The sequence below is a fragment of the Sorangium sp. So ce176 genome, assembly GCF_051519835.1.
Taxonomy (GTDB): Bacteria; Myxococcota_A; Polyangia; order Polyangiales; family Polyangiaceae; genus Sorangium; species Sorangium cellulosum_G.
Window position 1 is genome coordinate 743,378 of sequence record NZ_CP150371.1, and the last position, 19,854, is coordinate 763,231.

At 71.5% G+C, this 19,854-nt stretch carries 12 protein-coding genes; all 12 read left to right on the forward strand.

Features of this window, described 5'->3' with window-relative positions:
- The first annotated feature begins 115 nt into the window (after positions 1–115).
- Complete coding sequence (locus WMF42_RS02840) at positions 116–2,518, forward strand: thioredoxin domain-containing protein (RefSeq protein ID WP_437690006.1); 2,403 nt, start codon at positions 116–118, stop codon at positions 2,516–2,518.
- Positions 2,519–2,939: 421 nt separating this feature from the next.
- A complete protein-coding gene (locus tag WMF42_RS02845) occupies positions 2,940–4,634 on the forward strand; it encodes a GAF domain-containing protein (RefSeq protein ID WP_437690007.1) in 1,695 nt (564 codons plus the stop codon).
- A gap of 12 nt (positions 4,635–4,646) precedes the next feature.
- Complete coding sequence (locus WMF42_RS02850; RefSeq protein WP_061612303.1) at positions 4,647–6,338, forward strand: sensor histidine kinase; 1,692 nt, start codon at positions 4,647–4,649, stop codon at positions 6,336–6,338.
- Positions 6,335–7,285, forward strand: a complete 951-nt coding sequence (locus WMF42_RS02855; RefSeq protein ID WP_437690008.1) for a TIGR02757 family protein — start codon at positions 6,335–6,337, stop codon at positions 7,283–7,285. The genes WMF42_RS02850 and WMF42_RS02855 overlap by 4 nt, the downstream gene beginning before the upstream one ends.
- Before the next feature lie 846 nt (positions 7,286–8,131).
- Positions 8,132–9,331: a lipase family alpha/beta hydrolase gene (locus WMF42_RS02860; protein WP_437690009.1), complete on the forward strand. Its 1,200-nt coding sequence runs from the start codon at positions 8,132–8,134 to the stop codon at positions 9,329–9,331.
- A 252-nt stretch (positions 9,332–9,583) separates the two neighbouring features.
- Positions 9,584–12,514 (forward strand): MXAN_6577-like cysteine-rich protein, encoded by a 2,931-nt coding sequence (locus WMF42_RS02865; protein WP_437690010.1) that lies wholly within the window; start codon positions 9,584–9,586, stop codon positions 12,512–12,514.
- Between the two features lie 247 nt (positions 12,515–12,761).
- Entirely contained in the window at positions 12,762–15,287 is a 2,526-nt protein-coding gene (locus tag WMF42_RS02870; protein ID WP_437690011.1) for an MXAN_6577-like cysteine-rich protein, read from the forward strand.
- 345 nt (positions 15,288–15,632) lie between these two features.
- A complete protein-coding gene (locus WMF42_RS02875; protein ID WP_061610854.1) occupies positions 15,633–16,754 on the forward strand; it encodes a hypothetical protein in 1,122 nt (373 codons plus the stop codon).
- 256 nt (positions 16,755–17,010) lie between these two features.
- Positions 17,011–17,367 carry an NADH-quinone oxidoreductase subunit A gene (locus tag WMF42_RS02880; protein ID WP_061610853.1) on the forward strand — a complete coding sequence of 119 codons (357 nt, stop codon included), beginning with the start codon at positions 17,011–17,013 and terminating at the stop codon, positions 17,365–17,367.
- Positions 17,355–17,939 carry an NADH-quinone oxidoreductase subunit B gene (locus WMF42_RS02885; protein WP_155798769.1) on the forward strand — a complete coding sequence of 195 codons (585 nt, stop codon included), beginning with the start codon at positions 17,355–17,357 and terminating at the stop codon, positions 17,937–17,939. Before WMF42_RS02880 ends, WMF42_RS02885 begins: the two co-directional genes overlap by 13 nt.
- Positions 17,936–18,616, forward strand: coding sequence for an NADH-quinone oxidoreductase subunit C (locus tag WMF42_RS02890; RefSeq protein ID WP_061610852.1), 681 nt, complete (start codon positions 17,936–17,938; stop codon positions 18,614–18,616). Before WMF42_RS02885 ends, WMF42_RS02890 begins: the two co-directional genes overlap by 4 nt.
- A gap of 3 nt (positions 18,617–18,619) precedes the next feature.
- On the forward strand, positions 18,620–19,834 hold the full coding sequence (locus WMF42_RS02895; protein ID WP_061610851.1) for an NADH-quinone oxidoreductase subunit D: 1,215 nt from the start codon (positions 18,620–18,622) through the stop codon (positions 19,832–19,834).
- Positions 19,835–19,854: the final 20 nt, after the last annotated feature.

Sequence of the window (19,854 nt, forward strand, 5' to 3'; positions counted from 1 at the left end):
CGTGGGGGAAGTCGCCGGGTCGGCGCGACGGCGCGACGGCGCGCAGCCATGCGACCTGAGCATTCGCCGTCCGTGTAGGATCCGCTGGGGGGGACCACGCCACACGAGGGGGATCATGCCAGCGCCAGCGCCGCTCTTTCGCCCATCTTACCTGCTGTTCTTCTGGATCTTGCTCGCCGCGTGCGCGCCGAGCGCGACGACGCCGCCGGCGGTCGAGCCCGCGAAGACTGTCGAGCTTCCGCCTCCTCCCGCGCCCGCCGCGCCGGCCGCCGTCGCGGCGCCCGAGCCGGACCCCGGCACGGCGGTGCCCGTCACCCGCGCCGATCCGTGGTGGGGCGACCCGCTCGCGCCGGTGACCGTGGTTGTGTGGGGGGACTACGAGTGCCCCTTCACGAGCCGGTACATGGCGACCCTGGAGCAGCTCAAGCGGGCCTACGGGCCCGAGCGGCTGCGCATCGTCTGGAAGCACAACCCGCTGCCGTTCCACAAGAACGCGCGCCCCGCGCACCTCGCCGCAGAGACGGTGTTCCAGCTCGGCGGGGCCGAGGCGTTCTGGAGGTTCCATGGGCTCGCGTTCGCCAACCAGCGCGCGCTCACCCCGGAGTCGCTCGAGGCGTGGGCCGCCGAGGCGGGCGTCGATCGGGCCGCGTTCCGCGCGTCCTTCGCGCGGCAGCAGCACGAGCCGAAGATCGACGAGGACCTCCAGGCCGGCAAGGCCGTGGGGGTCACCGGGACACCCGCGTCGCTCATCAACGGCGTGTTGGTCAGCGGCGCGCACCCCATCGACAAGTTCCAGGGCGTCATCGACGAGCAGCTCCGGGCGGCCGAGGATCTCCAGCGATCCGGCGTCCCGCGCGAGCGCCTCTACGCCGCCCTGTCCGCGCAGAACAGGGCGCGCGCGCCGGCCCCGGTGCGGTCCCCGGCCCCGGCCGAGGACGACCCGACCGTGTGGAAGGTGCCTGTCGACGGCTCGCCGACCCGGGGCGACCCGGGCGCTCCGGTCACGCTGGTCATCTTCTCGGACCTGGAGTGTCCGTTCTGTCGCAAGGTCGCCCCGACCATCGACGCCCTCGAAAAGAAGTACGGCCAGCAGCTCCGCCTCGTCTTCAAGCACAACCCGCTGCCCTTCCATCGCCGGGCCGAGCCCGCCGCGGAGCTCGCGCTCGAGGCCAGGGCGCAGAAGGGCGACGCGGCGTTCTGGCAGGCGTACGAGCTCCTGCGGCAGGGCACCCTCGAGGAAGCGGACCTCGCGGCGCACGCGAAGACCCTCGGCCTCGACGTGGCGCGCGCGCAGAAGGCGATCGCCGCCCGGCGCCACGCGGCGCGCATCGAGCGCGATCAGCTCCTCGCCGAAACCCTCAACGCGCAAGGCACGCCCCACTTCTTCATCAACGGCAGGCGGCTGCTCGGGGCCCAGCCGGCAGCGAAGTTCGAGGCCCTCATCGACGAGCAGCTCGCGCGCGCCGCGAAGCTCGTCGCCGCGGGCACGCCGCCCGCGAAGGTCTACGACGCGCTGCAAAAGGACGCCAAGGCTGGAGCGCCCCTCGAGCGGGTCCTCGCCCCCGCGCCGACCAGGGACAACCCCGGCAAGGGGGCGAAGCCCGGCGCGAAGGTGACGATCCAGATGTTCGCCGACTTCCAGTGCCCGTTCTGCAAGCGCGTCCAGCCCACGCTCGACGAGATCATCGCCGCCTATCCGGGCAAGGTCCGCGTCGTCTTCCGGCACCTGCCGCTCCCCTTCCACAAGCAGGCGCCCCTCGCCGCCGAGGCGTCCATCGAGGCGTTCCGGCAGAAGGGCGACGCCGGCTTCTGGGCGATGGCGCAGCGCCTGTGGGAGGACCCGTCCGAGACCGGGCTCAGCCGCGAGGCGATCGAGCGCCACGCGGCCGCGGTCGGCCTCGATGCGGCGAAGCTCCGCGCCGCGCTCGACTCGGGCGCGCACCGCGCCGCGGTCGAGGCGGACAGGAAGCTCGCCGCGAGCCTCCACATCACCGGCACGCCGTCCTTCGCGATCAACGACTACTTCCTCAGCGGCGCGCAGGCGACCGCGCGCTTCAAGCGGCTCGTGAACAAGGCGCTCGGCCCGCCCGATCCCCCCACGATGGAGTCGCTGCACGGCGCGAAGCCGCCCGCAGCGCCAGCGCAGCCGGCTGCGGCGCCGCAGCCGTCCGCGGCGCAGCCGTCCGCGACCCCGGGGCTCCTGGGGGCCAGGCACCTGCTCGTGATGTATGTGGGCTCACGTCGCGCCCCGCCGCACGTGACGCGCAGCCGGGACGAGGCGCGCGCGCTCGCCGAGCAGGCGCTCAAGGCAGCGCAGCAGGGGGCGAGGTTCGAGGACCTCGTGGCCCGGTACAGCGACGAGCCGGGGGCCACCGCGCGCGGCGGCGATCTCGGCAAGTTCCCGAAGGGGGCGATGGTGCGCGAGTTCGAGCAGGCGCTGGAGAGCGTCGCTGTCGGCGCGCTGAGCGGGGTCGTGGAGACGCCGTTCGGCTTCCACGTCATCCTGCGGACGCAATAGCGCTCGTCGCCGGACCCGACAGGGGTGGATCAGCGCGCGAGTGGACATGATGATGCAGAGTCGGGGCTCACGGATCGTTCCTCGGGCCGCGCGCGCCGACCACCCCCTGATCGGCCTGGATTACGCGTTCACCTGTCTGCTCGTGTCGCCGTGGGCGGCAGGGAGTACCTGGCGGCCGTTCAGTGGCCGAGCGGCTGCGGCGCCTCGCCGCGCGGGCGGCGCGATCTCAGGACAGGCCCGATTCTCCTTGCCGGCCTCGGTCTGAGAATATTTCAGGCCTTCCTCGCAAGTGTGTCCGCGCGTCCGCGTGCTCTCTCCGTGCGGCCTGCGCGTTGACCCATCTCGCGCGCGTCGAGTAGAAAGATCCTCGCGCCAGAGCGCGCGACCCGGTCAGCGCCAGCGCGGATGGGAACCGCAAACGATGCGTTGGTTCGTCGAGATCTCGTCGTTAGGCCAGAACGCACCGCCGAGCAGGAAGGTGTGCGTCGAGGCCGCGCAGTGGCAGCCCGCGCTGCAGCAGGCCCGGGCGCTCCGCGGAGACGACGGGCCGCTCAACAATTTCTCCGTGGATCTGCTGGAGACCGGCTACCGGGCGATCGATCCGGCGACGCGCGTGCGGTACATCGTGCAGCGCGCGCCGGACGACGCGGCGCTGACGGACGACGCGGGCGCATCGCCGGCCGCGGCGGCGCCCCCGGAGGCTCGCCCTCCGGCGAGGCGCGCGCCGGCGCCCACGGTCCCGTTCATCTCGATGGGGACCGCGCTCGTGGTGACGCAGCCGTCGGGCGACGCGGCGCAGCCGTCGGGCGACGCGGCGCAGCCGTCGGGCGACGCGGCGCAGCCGTCGGGCGGCGAGGCGCAGGCGGCGGGCGGCGCGGCGCAGCCGGCGAGCGACGCGGCGCAGGCGGCGGGCGGCGAGGCGCAGGCGGCGGGCGGCGAGGCGCAGGCGGCGGGCGGCGCGGCGCAACCTGCGGGCGCTGCGCCGGTGGCGGCCGCGCCGGCGCCAGCGCCCGGCGCGCTGCCGGCGTTCGAGCTCGTGTCACAGCGCGCGGAGGACCCGTCCGAGCGCTCGCCGCTCACGTACCGAGAGCTCGTCTATGCGGTCGCGACCGGCACCCCGCGCGAGCTCGTCAATGCGCTGCTGCTCGACCGGCTCGATGTGGCGCGGAAGCTCATCGACGACGCTCGTCCGGGCAAGTTCATTCACATCGCCGTGTTCGACCACGTCTTCCAGGGCCGACCTCAGCGCAGCCCGCTCGCGACCCTGGCCTGGAAGGACTGGCGCCCAGGGGAGCCCGAGATCCAGTTTCGTCCGCGCACCAGCGGCACCACCCCGCCGCCGCCCGCGGGGTCGTCCTCCACCGCGACGCCGCTGCCGGCCGCCGCGCCGCTCCCTGCCGCCTCCGCGACGCCGCTGCCGGCCGCCGCGCCGCTCCCTTCCGCCTCCGCGACGCCCGAGGAGCAAGCCTCGCCGGCGCGTCCCGAGCCCGCGTCGCCGCCGGCCGAGGCCGCTCCCCCCGCGCCGAGCCGGCCGCCGCGGCGGCGGTCGTCCTACCCTCCCAGGGACGGGCGCCTCTCCGGCGACGACCTGATCGCCGAGCTGTTCGAGGCGTGCAGCGACCTGCACTTCCTCCAGGACACCCTCGCCGGCGCGGACTTCATCCTCGCGCTCGCGCTCGACAAGATCCCGTGCGCCCTCGGGCTCGTGTCGCTGTTCGACATCAACCGGCGCGAGTTCGTCGTCGTCCGGCAGCACGGCGGCAAGACAGCGCTGCTCACCAGGCTGTCCGAGCGGGCGCCGCTCGCGCTGGCCGCGATGCGGTCGAGGCGCGCCGTCGTGGTGCCCGACGTGTCCAGCGACGAGCGCGTCATGGACGACCGCTGGAGAGCCACCGGCGTCGAGCTCCGCAGCGTCGTCTGCGCGCCGGTGGAGCTCGCGGGCCGCTACCTCGGCCTCCTCGAGATCGCCAACCCGCTCGACGGCAAGCCCTTCTCGGAGAGCGACGGCAACGCGCTCACCTACATCGGCCAGCAGTTCGCCGAGTTCGTCGGGGCGCGCGGCGTGGTCACCGAGCCGGGCCTCGTCACCGCGGCCACCAGGAGGGCCGCCCGGTAGCGGCGCGCAGCGATGGACCTCCTCCCCTCGGTCGGGCAGCGCCATCGCGTCCCGTACTTCGCCCTCGTGCCGGCCATCGTCGTGGCCGTGCTCGTGCTCGGCGGGATCGCCCTGCGCACGACGCTGCAGATCGAGAAGGCCCGCCAGCAGACCGTCTTCGACGCGACGCTCACCCTCGCCGACGAGCGCGTCGATCGGCTCGACAAGCTGATCATCGCGCAGGACAACGTCGTCGCCGCGCACGTCGACGTCGCGAACCTCTCGGTCATCGCGCGCCGGTGGCTCCCCACAGCGGCCCGCGAGACGCCGACAGTGCGCGCCATCCTCGTCCTCGACATGGACCACGAGGCGCACGACGTGCTCGCGTTCGCCTCGCGCGGCGCGTCCGGGCGGGAGGACGACGCGTTCCGCAAGCTCCTGCTCGCGCGCCTCCTGCCGCAGATGAACTTCTCGGGGGACGCGAGCGAGCTCCGCCACCTCCACCACGTCATCGACCAGCAGAGCCTGCTCGTGAGCTACTGGCAGCGCGAGCACGTGGGCCGCCGGTTCCTTGTGATCGCGTGGCACGAGGTCCCGCGCCTTGTGCACGAGGTGATGCCCCGCCTCTTCCGCGACCTCGATCGAGAGAAGAGCCGCATGAACGTCATCGACGAGGAGGGCCGCATCGTGTTCGGCCCGCCCATCATCGGCGGCGAGTTCACCGTCGGGCGCCCGTTCCCGACCACGCTCTACAACTGGCGCCTCCAGATGGCGCTCACAACGGCCGAGGAGCTCGGGGAGAAGGTGGAGCGCCAGCGGCTGATCGAGCTCTTGATGGTCGGCTTCTCCGCCCTGGTCGCCCTGGCCGGGCTGGCGATCGTGGTGGTCGCCTCCGTGAACGAGCGGCGGCTCGCGGCGCTGAAGAGCGACTTCGTCGCCAACGTGTCCCACGAGCTCAAGACGCCGCTCTCGCTGGTCCGCATGTTCGGCGAGCTCCTCCTCGGCGACCGCGTCCCCAACGACGAGAAGCGCCGCCAGTACCTGCAGATCATCGTGAGCGAGAGCGAGCGGCTCACCGCGCTCATCGAGAACGTCCTCGATTTCGCCCGGGTCGAGCGGGGCAAGGCCGCCTACGAGTTCGCGCGCGGGAGCGTGGCCGAGGTGGCGACGCGCGCCGTCGACATGTACCGCTACCGCGCCGAGCGCGAGGAGATGAGCGTCGAGCTCACGATCGCCGAGGGGCTGCCCGAGGCGCTCATCGACGCGCGCGCGCTCGAGCTCGCGATCGTGAACCTGCTCGACAACGCGCTCAAGTACGCGAAGGAGGGCGGGCGCGTCGCGGTCGCTGTCGAGGCCGAGGGCGGCGGCGGCGGGCGCCTCTCGGCGCTGACGCGCCCGGCGAGGCGCGTGGCCATCCGGGTGAGCGACAGGGGCCCGGGCATCGATCCGGACGAGCAGAAGCACATCTTCGAGCGCTTCGCGCGCGGACGGCGGGCGAGCGAGCGGCAGGTGCGCGGCAGCGGGATCGGGCTCGCGCTCGTGAAGCACATCGCCGAGAGCCACGGCGGCTCCGTGCGGGTCGAGAGCCCGCTCACGGAGGACGGGCACGGCAGCGCCTTCGTTGTGTCGCTCCCGGCGCTGGAGCACGGCCGGGAGGCGCCGGAGCGCGAGGCGCAGCTCGCCTCGAGCGCGGCCGACGAGGCGCCGGGCGCGGGGGCGACGTGACGGCGCCCCGGCGATCGAGCGGTGAGGCAGCGCCCCGGCGCGGGACCGGCGACGCGGCGCCCCGGCGCGGGACCGGCGACGCGGCGCCCCGGCGCGACGCTTCGCGGCGCGCCGCCCTGCTGGCCGCGCTCGACGAGGTGCGCGCACGGTGCGCCGTCGCGGAGCGCCGCGCGCAGGACCCCGTCTCCTTCGTGCATCGCTACACGAACCCGGCCGACCAGGAGCTCGTGGCGGTCATCGCCGCGTCGCTCGCCTTCGGCAACGTGAAGGCGCTGCGCGCCAAGATCGCCGAGGCGCTCGAGCGGCTCGGGCCGGACATCGCCCTCACGGCGGACGACCCCCGGGCCGTCTCGGCGCGGCTGCGCGGCTTCCGGCACCGGGTCTACCGCGATCGCGACGTCGCCGCGCTCCTCGTCGGCGCGCGGCGGGTGCAGCGCGCCTCGGGCTCGCTCGGCGCCGCGTTCGCGGCCGAGCTCTCGCGCACGGGCGAGCTGCGCCAGGCCCTGAGCGCGTGGGTGCGCGCGATCCGGCGCGCGGGCGGCCTCGACCGCCGCCCGGGCGACCGCGGGGCAGCGCACATCCTCCCGGACCCCGAGAAGGGCAGCGCCGCCAAGCGGCTCATGCTCCTGCTGCGCTGGATGATCCGCCCCGCCGACGGCGTGGATCTCGGCCTGTGGCCGGTACCCCCCTCCGCCCTCCTGATCCCTGTCGACACCCACATCGAGAAGCTCGGCTACAACATCGGCCTCACCGACCGCCGGGGAGCCACCTGGAAGACAGCCGAGGAGATCACCGCCGCGCTCCGCGGCTTCGATCCGGCGGACCCGGTCAAGTACGACTTCGCCCTCTGCCACCTCGGCATGCTCCAGCAGTGCCCGTCGCGGCGCGATCCGGTCCGCTGCGAGGGGTGCGGCGTGAAGGCCGTCTGCCGGTACTGGGAAGAGTGAGCACGTCGTGCACGGCCGCGTTCGTCCAGGACAGCCGTCACGCTCGTCCGACTGGAACGAAACAGCCTTCGGATCTGCATCCGATTTCAAAATTGATTTTCAAGGATGCAACGGGCGCTGGGTCGCTGGGCGATAACTATATGAAATCTTGTTTCAGATAGTTCGGCACAAAGCCTGCTCTACTGGCCATCGAGCGCCGTCGCGGAGACCTTCCCCCCCCAGGTCCGCGAGGCGCTTTTTTCATTTTGTCTCCGTTGCCTCGCCTGTCTCGCGCGAGCGCGCCTGCGTGCGTCCGTCCGGCGCGGCACACCCGGCGGCACAAAAAGAGCGCCGCAGCGGAGCCCCCCCGAGCTCCGCCGCGGCGCCCTGGTGTGCGTGCCCCGGGGTCACCGGGGTTCTTGCGGGATCCTCACCGCTTCTCTCGGCGACCTCGATGCGACCCGCATGCCACGTCGCCCGCGTCGCCCGGTGGAACCTTTATGCACGCCCCTGCTGAAGGCTTCCCTCCTCGCGCCGCAGTGGGCCTGGTCACACGGCAATGTCGCGGCCAGACGCGGCGCGGGTAAAAAGGAGCCGGCGCCGACATGCGTGTCCGTCAACGGCAGTTCCCGAGGCGCGAAGTCCTGTGCGTGAGGGCGGTGTTCTTTCCGGGCGCAGTGTTCCTTTCTCGCGCGCTCGTGGAAATGATCGCGAAACTTGCTGTTTGCATTCTTCGCATCATTGATGATCACCCGGGCGAGCGAGCCGGGAAGCGATCTCAGCGGTAACTGGCCCTCGCTCCGTCCCCGCGCCATGATGTCGAGACTGCTCGCGTGCGGAAACGGCACCGGCGGGTAGATTGGGCGTATGGTCTGGACATTCGGGGCTTACCTCCTGGTCGCGCTGGCGCTCGCGGTGCTGGCCGCGATCGGGCTGTGGGCGCACCTCTTTTACTGGGTCAAACGGCTGACCCTGCCGCTCGAGTACAGCGTGGAAGAGGCGCTGCGGACCGAGGACGGCGCGCAGATCGAGATCCGCCGCGTCCCGTGCCCGACCGGAGCGTCCGCGCAGCCGGACCTGCCGCCGATCGTCCTGGTCCACGGGATCGCCGCGAACCATAGAAACCAGGACATCCACCCCGATTACTCGCTGGCGCGCCACCTCGCCGCGCTCGGACGCGACGTGTGGCTGCTGACGTTGCGGAGCGGCCGCCTCCTCACCCGCCTGGAGCGCCGCAGCGTCCGCTTCTCGGCCATGGTCCGGTACGATCTCCCCTGCGCCTTCGGGGCGATCCTGATGCGCACCGGCGCCCGATCGCTCGATTATGTCGGCTTCTCCATGGGCGGCATGCTCCTCTATGCGGCGCTGGGGCGGAGCGTGCCGGAGCATCAGGTTCGCCGCGTCGTCGTCGTCGGCTCCCCCGGCCGCTTCACCTTGCCCGCGCGCCTCATGCGGTTCCTGCCGGGCCGGCTGCTCCCCGGCGTGCCGTTGCGCCTCATGGCGCGCAGCGTCGCGTTCGCCTCGGAGTGGCTGCCCACGCCGATTCATCACGCGGTGGCCAACCCGCGCAACGTGCCTCCGGGCGTCACGCGGCTCGCGCTCGTCAACTGCATCGAGGACATCCCCGCTGCGCTCAACGCAGACTTCGCCGCGTGGATGACGAGCGACGGTGAGATCCGCGTGGACGGAGAGAGGGTCCTCGACGGCCTCGCCTCCGTCTCGGCGCCGGCCCTGTTCATCGCGGGCAGCGCCGACAGGATAGCCCCCGTCCCGTCGGTGCGCGCGGCGTTCGACGCGTGGGGGCGCGATCACCCCGAGACCCCGAAGCGCTTTCTCGTCCTCGGGCGCGACTTCGGGGCGCGGGAAGATTACGGCCACGGCGATCTGGCGGTCGGCGCGTATACCGGCGCCGAGCTCTTCGAGCCGATCGCTCGCTTCCTCGGCCCGGATCCGCAGCCCGAGGGCGCGCCGGGGCCCGAGACGGGCGCTCCGGCGCTCGAGGCCATCCAGGCGCGTCAGCCCACCTCGGAGGAGGTCGATCCGCTGCCGGATCTCCCCGTCGGCTGACCGACGCTCGCGCGCTCGGCTCACCGATGCTTCGTCCGGGCCGCCCCCGCGGCGCCAGGCTCCACGCGTTCCATCTCATCCAGACTCATCGCGTACGTGGAAGTGGACGTGGAAGTGAAAGCCGCAACGAAATCGGACGATCCACGGCGCGGCGCGCGGGTCCGCGATTGCGGAGCGAAAGCGAACAGGCGTACTCTCGCGGACGGGTTTCTCGCGCCACACGGCGGCCACCGTGTCCGCCAAAGGATGTTCATGAGTCAACCCGGATTGCGCTCCACATTCGACCTGCCGTCGCCTCTGTCGTCGCCTCTGTCGTCGACCGCGCGCTGGCTGACGGCAGCGGCCCTCCTCGTCTCCTGCGCGTCCTGCGCGCACGGCGACGACTCCGGCGTGACGTGTGGTGAAGGCCTGTCGCCGTGCGCGGGCGCGTGCGTCGACACGCAGGCCGACGCCGACCACTGCGGCGCGTGCGGCGGCGTCTGCGCGAGCGGGCAGCGCTGCGAGGCGGGCGAGTGCGTCAGCGACCGCGGCGGACCGGGCGGCGATGACGGAGCGAGCCAGGAGGGCGGCGGCGCCGGCGGCGCGGCCTGCGCCCCCGGGCTCGAGGCGTGCGATGGCGGCTGCGTCGATCTCGACGCCAACCGCCGCCATTGCGGGGGCTGCGGCAACGTGTGCGCGGCCGAGGAGCGCTGCGAGGACGGCGCCTGCGTCTGCGACGGCGGCCTCGAGGCGTGCGGCGGCGCCTGCGTCGACCTCACGAGCGATCCACTGCACTGCGGGAGCTGCGACGCCCGGTGCGCCCCCAACCAGACGTGCACGGACGGGGCGTGCGTCTGCAACGAGGGCCTCACCGACTGCGGCGGAAAGTGCGCCGATCTGATGCACAGCCCGGCGCATTGCGGCGAATGCGGCGCGGCGTGCGGCCCGGGGCTTGTCTGCCAGGAGGGCACGTGCGCCTGCATCGTCGGCGACTACGAGGACATCGGCGGGGCGGCGCCGCAGGTCGTGACGGGCACCACGCTCGGCGCAGAGACGTATTTCGGGCTCGCCTGCGTGGCGGTCGGCTCGACCGAGGTCGTCTACAGGTTCACGGCGGACGAGGCAGGCACCTACAGGTTCGATACCGAGGGATCGAGCTACGACACCGCCGTCGGCCTCCTCGGCTTCGACCTGTGCGACGAGCGCGCGTGCAATGACGACCGCGGGGGGCCCGAGGCGAGCGCCTCGGTGCTCCTCGAGGAGGGCGAGGCGATCCTCGTCGTCGTGTCGGGCTACAACGGCGCGCAAGGCGACTTCGTCCTGAGCATCGACAAGACGGCGCCGCCCATGTGCCCGACGGGCACCATCGAGCCGACGCTCCCGCAGCGCATCACCGGCGACACGACGCTCCTCGGCGACGCCGTCGCGCCGCGCTGCGGGTCGATTGATACCCCCGACGCGAGCTACACGTTCACCGCGCCGCGCGCCGGCAGGTACATCTTCGATACGGCCGGCTCCTCGTTCAACACCGTCCTCGAGCTGCGCAACGGCACGTGCTCCGGCTCGATGATCGCCTGCAGCGACAACAACGCGGACACGGAGCAGTCCCGCGTCGTCACGAGCCTCTCCGCGGGCCAGACGGTGGTCGCCATCGTCGACGGCTTCGACGGCGACTCCGGGCCATTCACGCTCGAGGTCACCGAGTACGTGCCGCCGCCGTGCCCGGAGCACACGCTCGGCTCGACCTTCCCGCAAACGGTGACGGGCACGACCGCGATCATGGATCGCATGAGCGCGATCTCGGCGCCCTGCGCGGGTGGCAGCGGCCCTGAGGCCACCTATGCGTTCACCGCGCCCGTGGAGGCGCTCTATACCTTCGACACCTTCGGCACCAGCTTCGACACGGTCCTCCATGTCCACGACGCGACGTGCGGCGGACCGAACCTGGGGTGCAACGACGACACGTCCGGCGTCCAATCGCAGGTGAAGGTGCGGCTCGAGGAGGGACAGACGGTGGTCGTCGTCGTGGACGGCTACACCACATCGAGCTCCGGCGCCTACACGCTCAACGTCAAGCAGACCTTCATCCCCCCGTGCCCGGAGATCGATCTCGGATCGACGGTGCCTCAGACGGTGACCGGGACGACAGCGGGCGCGGTCGACATCCTGAGCTCGACCTGCGGCGGCATCGGCGGCAACGAGGCGACCTACAGCTTCACCGCGCCCGCCCTCGGTACGTACATCTTCGATACGTTCGGCTCGAGCTTCAACACGGTCCTCTCCGCGCGCGACGGCGGCTGCTCCGGGGCCGTGCTCAAATGCAACGGCGACGCGGCCGGAGGCGTGCAGTCGCGGCTGACGATGGACCTCGACGAGGGCCAGACGATCCTCCTGGTCGTGGACGGCAGCTCCGCGACCGCGTCGGGCGAGTTCACGCTCAACGTCCAGCAGTACGAAGGCGGCGGGACCTGCCCGAGGCCGATCGATCTCGGCTCCACCGTCCCGCAGGTCGTCACGGGGAGCACCGCCGATCAGCCCGAGTCCGTCACCCCGAAGTGCGGATCCTCCAGCGCTCCCGACATGATCTACAGCTTCACCGCGTCGGACGACGGAACTTACATCTTCAACACGCTGGGATCGAGCTTCGACACGATCCTCCAGATCTTCGATGGCAGCTGCGCGGGGACGCCGCTCCGGTGCAACGATGATGCGGGCGGCCCGCAGTCGCGCCTCACCATCGACCTGGTGGCCGGTCAGACCGTGCTCGTCGCCGTCGACGGTCGCAACACGAGCCGCGGCGACTACGTGCTCCAGGTCGACAAGTTCGGCGGCGAGGGGAGCTGCTCGACGGCGATCGATCTCGGCTCGGAGCTGCCGCTCACCAGGACCGGCACCACGACGGGGCAACCCGACTCCGTCACGCCGAGCTGCGCCTCCTCGTCGACCGCCTCGGAGATGGTGTTCACCTACACCGCGCCGATCGTCGGCCGCTACGTCATCGACACGGTCGGCTCGTCCTACGATACCGTCCTTCACGTCCACAGGGGCGGCTGCAGCGGCACCTCGATCGCTTGCAACGACGATACGGCCGGCTCGACGTCGCGGACGACGGTGAGGCTCACCGCCGGTCAGGTCATCACCATCGTTGTCGACGGCTACGGTGGCGCGTCGGGCGACTTCACCCTGAACATCGCCCCTCTCTGAGCCCGCGCCGCGTGCGCCCTGGAGTCCGGCCGATGATGCTGCGATTCGCTCTGCGGAGGGCGCTGGCGACGCCCTCGCGAGGCGCCGCCTGCGCCGTCCTGGCTGCGGCTCTGCGCGCGTTGCCTGGGCGAACCCGGCACACCTCCAGCGTCCCCGCCGGTTGCGATACCCTCGGACGTGCGCGTATCCTGGCGCGCGACTCGTTATCCGCTCCGCCTCAAACGGCCAGGTACCCCCAAGGATGGCTATGAACAAATCCGGATTGCGCCTCAGGCCCACCCTCTCGTCCGCTGCGCTGCTCCTCGTCGCGGGGGTTGTCCTCGCGGCGTCCTGCGCCGAGGGCGACAGCCAGCCGAGCGCGTGCACGGGCGGGCAGTCGCAGTGCGATGGCCAGTGCGTCGATATCCAGACGAGCGCCGAGCACTGCGGCGCGTGCGGCGACGCCTGCGGGGAGGGACAGCAATGCACGGACGGCCGCTGCGAGCGGGGCGGCGAGGGCGGCAGCGGCGGTGCGGGGGGCGGCGGCGGCGAGGGCGGCGATGACGAGGAGTGCGACGAGGAGGAGACCGCCTGCGGCGCGCGCTGCGTGAACGTCCAGACCGACGCGCGGAACTGCGGCGACTGCGACGTCCAGTGCGATGCGGGGGAGCTCTGCGTGGAGGGGGCCTGCGCCTGCGCCGACGGGCTGATGGAGTGCGACGGCGCGTGCGTCGACGTGCAGAGCGACAGGGCGCACTGCGGCAGCTGCGGGTCTTCCTGCGCGCCCAACCAGCTCTGCGTCGAGGGCGCCTGCTCCTGCTCCGCCGAGCTCACGGACTGCGACGGCGCGTGCGCCAACCTGCAGACGAGCGAGCTCCACTGCGGTAGCTGCGGGAACGCGTGCGAGCGGGGGGCGTTCTGCCAGGCCGGCGCGTGCACCTGCGTCGTCGGCACCCACGAGGAGCTCGGCGACACGTTCCCGCAGGTCGTGACAGGGACGACGGCGGGGGGCGAGACGAACTACGGTCTCGCGTGCGTGGCCGCCGGCGGGTCGGAGCGGGTCTATCGCTTCACGCCCTCCGAGGCGGGGACTTACACGATGGACACCTCCGGGTCCACGTTCGATACGGCCCTTGGCGTGGTGGGGGCGACCACCTGCGGTCAGCTCGCTTGCAACGACGACATCGACACAGACACCGCGCAATCCAAGGTCCGCGCGGTCATCGATGCAGACCAGTCGGTCCTCATCGTCGTGACCGGCTTCGCCGGCGCGGAAGGCGACTTCACGCTCAACCTGTCGAAGGCCGGGCCGCCCATCTGCCCCTCGGGCGACGTCGGCGACACGCTTCCGAAGGTTTTCACCGGCGACACAGCGCTGCTCGGCGACGCGATCACGCCGAGCTGCGGCCAGCCGGGCGGGCCGGACGCGAGCTACACCTTCACGGCCCCGGCGGACGGGAAGTATGTCTTCGACACGTTCGACTCCGGGTACAACACCGTCCTCGAGCTGCGGGACGGCGACTGCAACGGCGGCGTGATCGCCTGCAACAACGACTCGCGCGGAGGAGCGCAGTCGCGCATCGCGGCCGAGCTCCGCGCCGGTCAGACGGTCGTCGTCATCGTCGACGGCTTCGAGGGCGCGGGCGGGCCCTACACGCTTCACGTCTCCGAGTGGGCCCCGCCCGAGTGCCCCACGATGGATCTCGGCTCCACCTACCCGCAGACGGTGACGGGCAACACGTCGGGCCTCGACAACTACCTCGTGGCGCCCTGCGCCACGGACAACGCCCCCGAGGTCACCTACAGCTTCACGGCGCCTGTCGCCGGCCGCTACACCTTCGACACGATCGGCTCGGCCTTCGACACGGTGCTCCACGTCCATGAGGGGAGCTGCGACGGCCCGTCGCTGGCCTGCGACGACAACGGGGCGCCCTCGTCCAAGTCGAAGGTCGTCACGCCGCTCGCGGAGGGGCAGACGGTGTACGTGGCCGTGGACGGCGCGTACTCGGCCTCGGGCGCCTACACGCTCAACGTGAGCGGCATCGCCGCGCCCGCCTGCCCGGCGAACACCCTCGAGTCGGCCGTCCCGCAGGCGGTGACGGGGACGACGGCCGACCTCGGCGACTTCGTGGGCGCGCCGTGCGGCGCGGCCGGCGGCGCGGAGCAGACCTACGGCTTCACGGCGCCTTCCGACGGCGTGTACATCTTCGACACGTTCGGATCGAGCTTCGACACGGTGGTTCACGTGCACGACGGCACCTGCGGCGGCGCGTCGCTCGGCTGCAACGACAACACCGCCGGCCTCCAGTCGCGGGTCGCGGTGCCGCTCGTCGCGGGGCAGGCGGTCGTCGCCGTGGTCGACGGCTCCGGCCCCGCCGCCTCGGGCGCGTTCCACCTCAACATCACCCTGTTCGAGGGCAACGCCACCTGCGACAACCCCATCGACCTCGGCTCGACGGTCCCGCAGACGGCGACGGGCCCCACGCTGCTCCAGCCGAACTCGGGCGCGCCGAGCTGCACGGCGTCGAGCGGCAACGACAGGGTCTATCGCTTCACCGCGCCGGCGGACGGGACCTACATCATCGACACGGTGTCCTCGACCTTCGACACGGTCCTCCACGTGCACGACGGCGAGAGCTGCGCCGGCGCCGAGCTCGCGTGCAACGACAACACGAGCGGCGTCGCCTCGCGGGTGAGCGTCACCCTCACCGCAGGGCAGGTGATCACGATCGTCGGCGACAGCCGCCCCTCCTCCTCCGGCAACCTCACCCTCCACATCACCGCGGCGCCGTAACGTAGAGCGGCGCGCAGAAGGGCGGCCGGTCTGGTGCACGTGTAGAAGTGCGGCGCTGCTGCGCGCGTCGCGACAGCGCCGGCGGGCCGGCGGCTCGGTCCTGGGCGCGCGGCGCGCCGGGCTGTGCCGGGTCGGCCGCTGCGGCGTCGGCGGGGTGCGTGGGGGCAGGTGGACGAGCGTGGCGCGATGGATGGCGGGCGGCGCCAGGGGATGGCCGGCGCGCTCGATCATCGACGCGCGCAGGATAGGAGTTTTCTTGAGGGCGGCGCGCGCCCGTGCGAGTCTCGCACCCCCTGGGCTACGCGTCCTTCCTCCGGGACGCGGCCCTGTGATCCGGGTCGAACCATGCCAAAGGAACGCGTGTTCTCCCTCGATGCCGTCCGGACCGACGGCTGGTTCGAGCGCATAGGCGACGGCATCGGCAGCTTCCAGGCGCTCTGCGAGATCGTGGGCGAGGCGTTCTTTGCCTTCTCGATGATTACGGGCGCCCGCATCACGGCGCTCACCGTCGACCGCCGCAACCCGGACAACACGCTGGTCGACTTCGTTATCGCGCCGCCGGGCGAGGAGGAGATCGACGGCGACGTCCAGCGCCTCACGCTCGCGGATTTCCGCCACCGGCTCGTCGGGGCGCTCCTTACCGAGGACGCGACGCCCACGGCCCCCGAGCGCGACACCGATCTCGAGGGCATCCAGCTCCACATCGGCGTCCGCTACCTGCTGCTCGCCCCGCTCTACGGCTACAGCCTCCGCAAGCTCTCCATCGAGGGGAAGACCTCGCGCCTCCTTCTCCTGCGCGACGGCATCGAGGAGACCCACGAGCTCAACGAGTTCCGCGCCCGCATCCGCTCGCACGTGCGCGACGAGCTCGAGCGCGCCTCCGCCGGCGCGCGCTCCGCCATCGATCTCACCAAGGTCGCCGAGGCCGAGGTCGCCTCGCAGCGCGGCGACTACCCCAAGGTGATCCAGCTCCTCGGCACCTGGCCGGCGCCGCTCGCGATCTTCCTGCGCACGCCCGAGGGGCAGATGCTCACCCCGGACGCCCGCAGCCTGATCGCCAAGGGGCTCGGCCTGCTCGGCACCGCCTGCGTCAAGCTCGGCGAGGAGCACCAGGGCGAGGAGGTCATGCGCCTCGCGGTCCAGTACGCGCACGACGGGGCCGCGGCCGGCGACATCTTCCGCCGGCTGGGCGAGGCCATGCTCGAAGACGGGCGGTCGGGCGAGGCCATCGGCCCCCTCCGGCGCGCCGCCAACCTCGGCGCCCCGCCGAAGCAGATCTGGCCGCTCCTCGCGCGGGCGTTCGTGCATCGCAGGAAGTTCGTCGCCGCGCTCGCCTGCATCCGCGAGGCGCGGAGCGCCGGCGTGCCGGACGTCGAGATGGTGGAGGAGATCCGGGAGATCGAGGCCAGCCTGGGGACGGCGCTCACCGCGTGGCGAGGGCTGGTCCTCGCGGCGAACCGCTCCTAGGATTGCGGCCCGCTGGTTGCCCGCCGGTTGACGGACCGCCTCCATTGACACCCCCGCGGCGGCCGACTAGATCCGGCGCGGATTAAGCCGGGATCGCTCGGATTTTTGCTGTTTCAACCCAGCATCGCCGCGTCGCTCTCACCTTTTTGGACTGCATGGTTCGGGGCCGCGGGCCCTGAGGTCTCGCCCGAGAAGCCGCGCGCTGCGGCGAGACGGTCGACCCTCCAGGGGTCCGACCCGTAGGAGTGCTCTCTCGATGGCCACCTACATCCCCTTGTTCCTGCTGTTTCTCGTGGCCGCGGTCATCGCGCTCGCCATGTTCACGCTGACGTCGCTGCTCGGCCCGAGGAACCCGACGGTCGAGAAGATGATGCCCTACGAGTGCGGCAGCGACTCGACGGGCGGGCGGTTCGTCAAGCCGAGCGTGAAGTTCTACCTGACGGCGATCCTCTTTGTCGTGTTCGACATCGAGGCGGTCCTCATCTACCCGTGGACGGTCCAGTTCCGGTCCCTCGGGTGGACGGGCCTCGCGACGATGAGCTCGTTCATCGCGCTGCTCGTCGTCGCGCTCGTGTACGTGTGGAAGAAGGGAGCTCTGGAATGGGAGAAATGAACGGCGGAGGCCCCTCGACGCGGGTTCTGGAGGGCTCCGAGCACGGGTTCGCGACCACGCGCTTCGACGCGCTGCTCAACTGGGCGAAGAAGTACTCCCTGTTCCAGTACCCGTTCGTGACGGCCTGCTGCGGCATGGAATACATGGCCATGGCGAGCCCGCGCTACGACATGGCGCGGTTCGGCGCCGAGGTGCCGCGCTTCTCGCCGCGCCAGGCCGACCTGCTCTGGGTCGTGGGGACCATCAGCCAGCGCCAGGCGCCCGCGCTCCGGCGCATCTACGAGCAGATGGCGGACCCGAAGTGGGTGCTCGCCTTCGGCACGTGCGCCTCGTGCGGCGGCTTCTACGACAACTACACGACCGTCGCCGGCATCGACAAGATCATCCCCTGCGACGTCTACGTGCCCGGCTGTCCGCCGCGCCCCGAGGCGGTGCTCGACGGCCTCATGCTGCTCCAGGACAAGATCGCGCGCGGCGACCGCACACCGGCGATCGTCAAGCCGCGCGAGGACCCCGCGCAGACAGCGGAGCGCCTCGTCACCCTCCAGCGCAAGGAGCGGAGCCAGCCATGAGCAAGAAGGTCCTCGAGATCCTCACGGCGCAGTTCCCGGGCGCCGTCCTGGAGACGCACTCGCAGTTCGGCGACGACACGGCGGTGATCGACCCGGCCGCGTGGCGCGACGTCGCCCTGTTCCTCCGCAACGACCCGCGGACGCTGATGAACATGTTCGTCGACCTCACGGCGGTCGACTACCTCTGGCGCGGCGACGTGCCCCGCTTCGAGGTCGTCTGCCACCTGCGCTCGTTCGAGCGGAACCACCGTATCCGCATCAAGGCGCGCGTGGGCGACGAGGAGGGCAACGGAGCCGAGATCGACTCGATCGTCCCGGTGTGGAAGGGCGCGGACTGGTTCGAGCGCGAGTGTTACGACCTGCTCGGCATCGTCTTCCGCGGGCACCCCGACCTCCGGCGCATCCTGATGTACCCGGAGTTCGAGGGGCACCCGCTGCGAAAGGACTACCCGGCCAACCGGATCCAGCCGCTCATCCCGTTCCGGGAGGTGCCGAACATCGGCAAGCTGCCGCCGTTCGGCCCCGACGAGGGCATGAGCTTCGGCCGCCAGACCCACGACTTCGCGCTGCACAACCCCGGCACGGGGACGTCGCTCGAGTCGACCGGCGGGGACGAGGCCTCGGACAAGGGCAAACCGCAGGGCATCGGCGTGGGTGCGCTGCAGGAGCGAAGCTGAACGATGGAACCCCTGGATCGCGATCTCGACGAGGCCCACCTCGATCTGCCGAGCGAGCCGATGCTCCTCAACATGGGGCCCTCGCACCCGGCGATGCACGGCACGGTGCGGATCGTGCTCGAGCTCTCGGGCGAGACGATCAACAAGGCCGACGTGCAGATCGGCTACCTGCACCGCGGCTTCGAGAAGATGTGCGAGCGCGGCACGTGGACGCAGGTCTTCCCGTACGTCGACCGGCTCAACTACGTCTCGCCGATGCTCAACAACGTCGGCTTCGCGCTGGCGGTCGAGAAGATGCTCGGCGTCACGGTGCCCGAGCGCTGCCAGTACTACCGCGTGATCCTCGGCGAGATGGCGCGCATCTGCGATCACATGATCTGCAGCGGCGCCATGAGCATGGAGCTCGGCGCGTTCACGCCGTTCCTCTACCTGTGCCGCGCGCGAGAGATCTTCTGGGAGATCTTCGAGGAGGAGACCGGCGCGCGCCTGACGCACAGCTTCGGCCGCGTCGGCGGCATGGCGCGGCCGCCCACGCCCGACTTCAAGTCGATGGTGCGGTCGGGCCTCGCGCGCGTGCTCACGCTCGTGAGCGACTCCGAGAAGCTCATCCTCAAGAACCGCATCTTCCTCGATCGCCTCGACGGCATCGGCGTGATCTCGAAGGAGGACGCGCTCGCGCTCGGCTGGACCGGCGTCGTCCTCCGGGCCACCGGCGTGCCGTACGACGTGCGCCGCGCGAACCCGTACATGGTCTACGACCGGTTCGAGTTCGACGTGCCGGTCGGCACGCGGGGCGACAACTACGATCGGTTCATGTGCCGCCAGGAGGAGATCCGCCAGGCGGCGAGGATCATCGAGCAGGCGCTCGACCAGATGCCCGACGAGGGGCCGATCAACATCGACGATCCGCGCGTCGTGCTGCCGCCGAAGGAGGAGGTCTACACGACCATCGAGGCGACCATCCAGCACTTCAAGATCGTCATGGAGGGCATCAAGGTGCCCGCCGGCGAGTGCTACTCGTACACCGAGGCCGGCAACGGCGAGCTCGGCTTCTACCTGGTGTCCGACGGCAGCGGCACGCCCTACCGCGTCCGCATCCGCCCGCCGTGCTTCGCCACCACGCAGGGGCTCTCCCAGCTCATCACCGGGCTGATGATCCCGGACGTCGTGCCGACGTTCGGCTCGCTCAACATGATCGGCGGGGAGTGCGACCACTAGCGACGGCGAGAGGAGCGCTC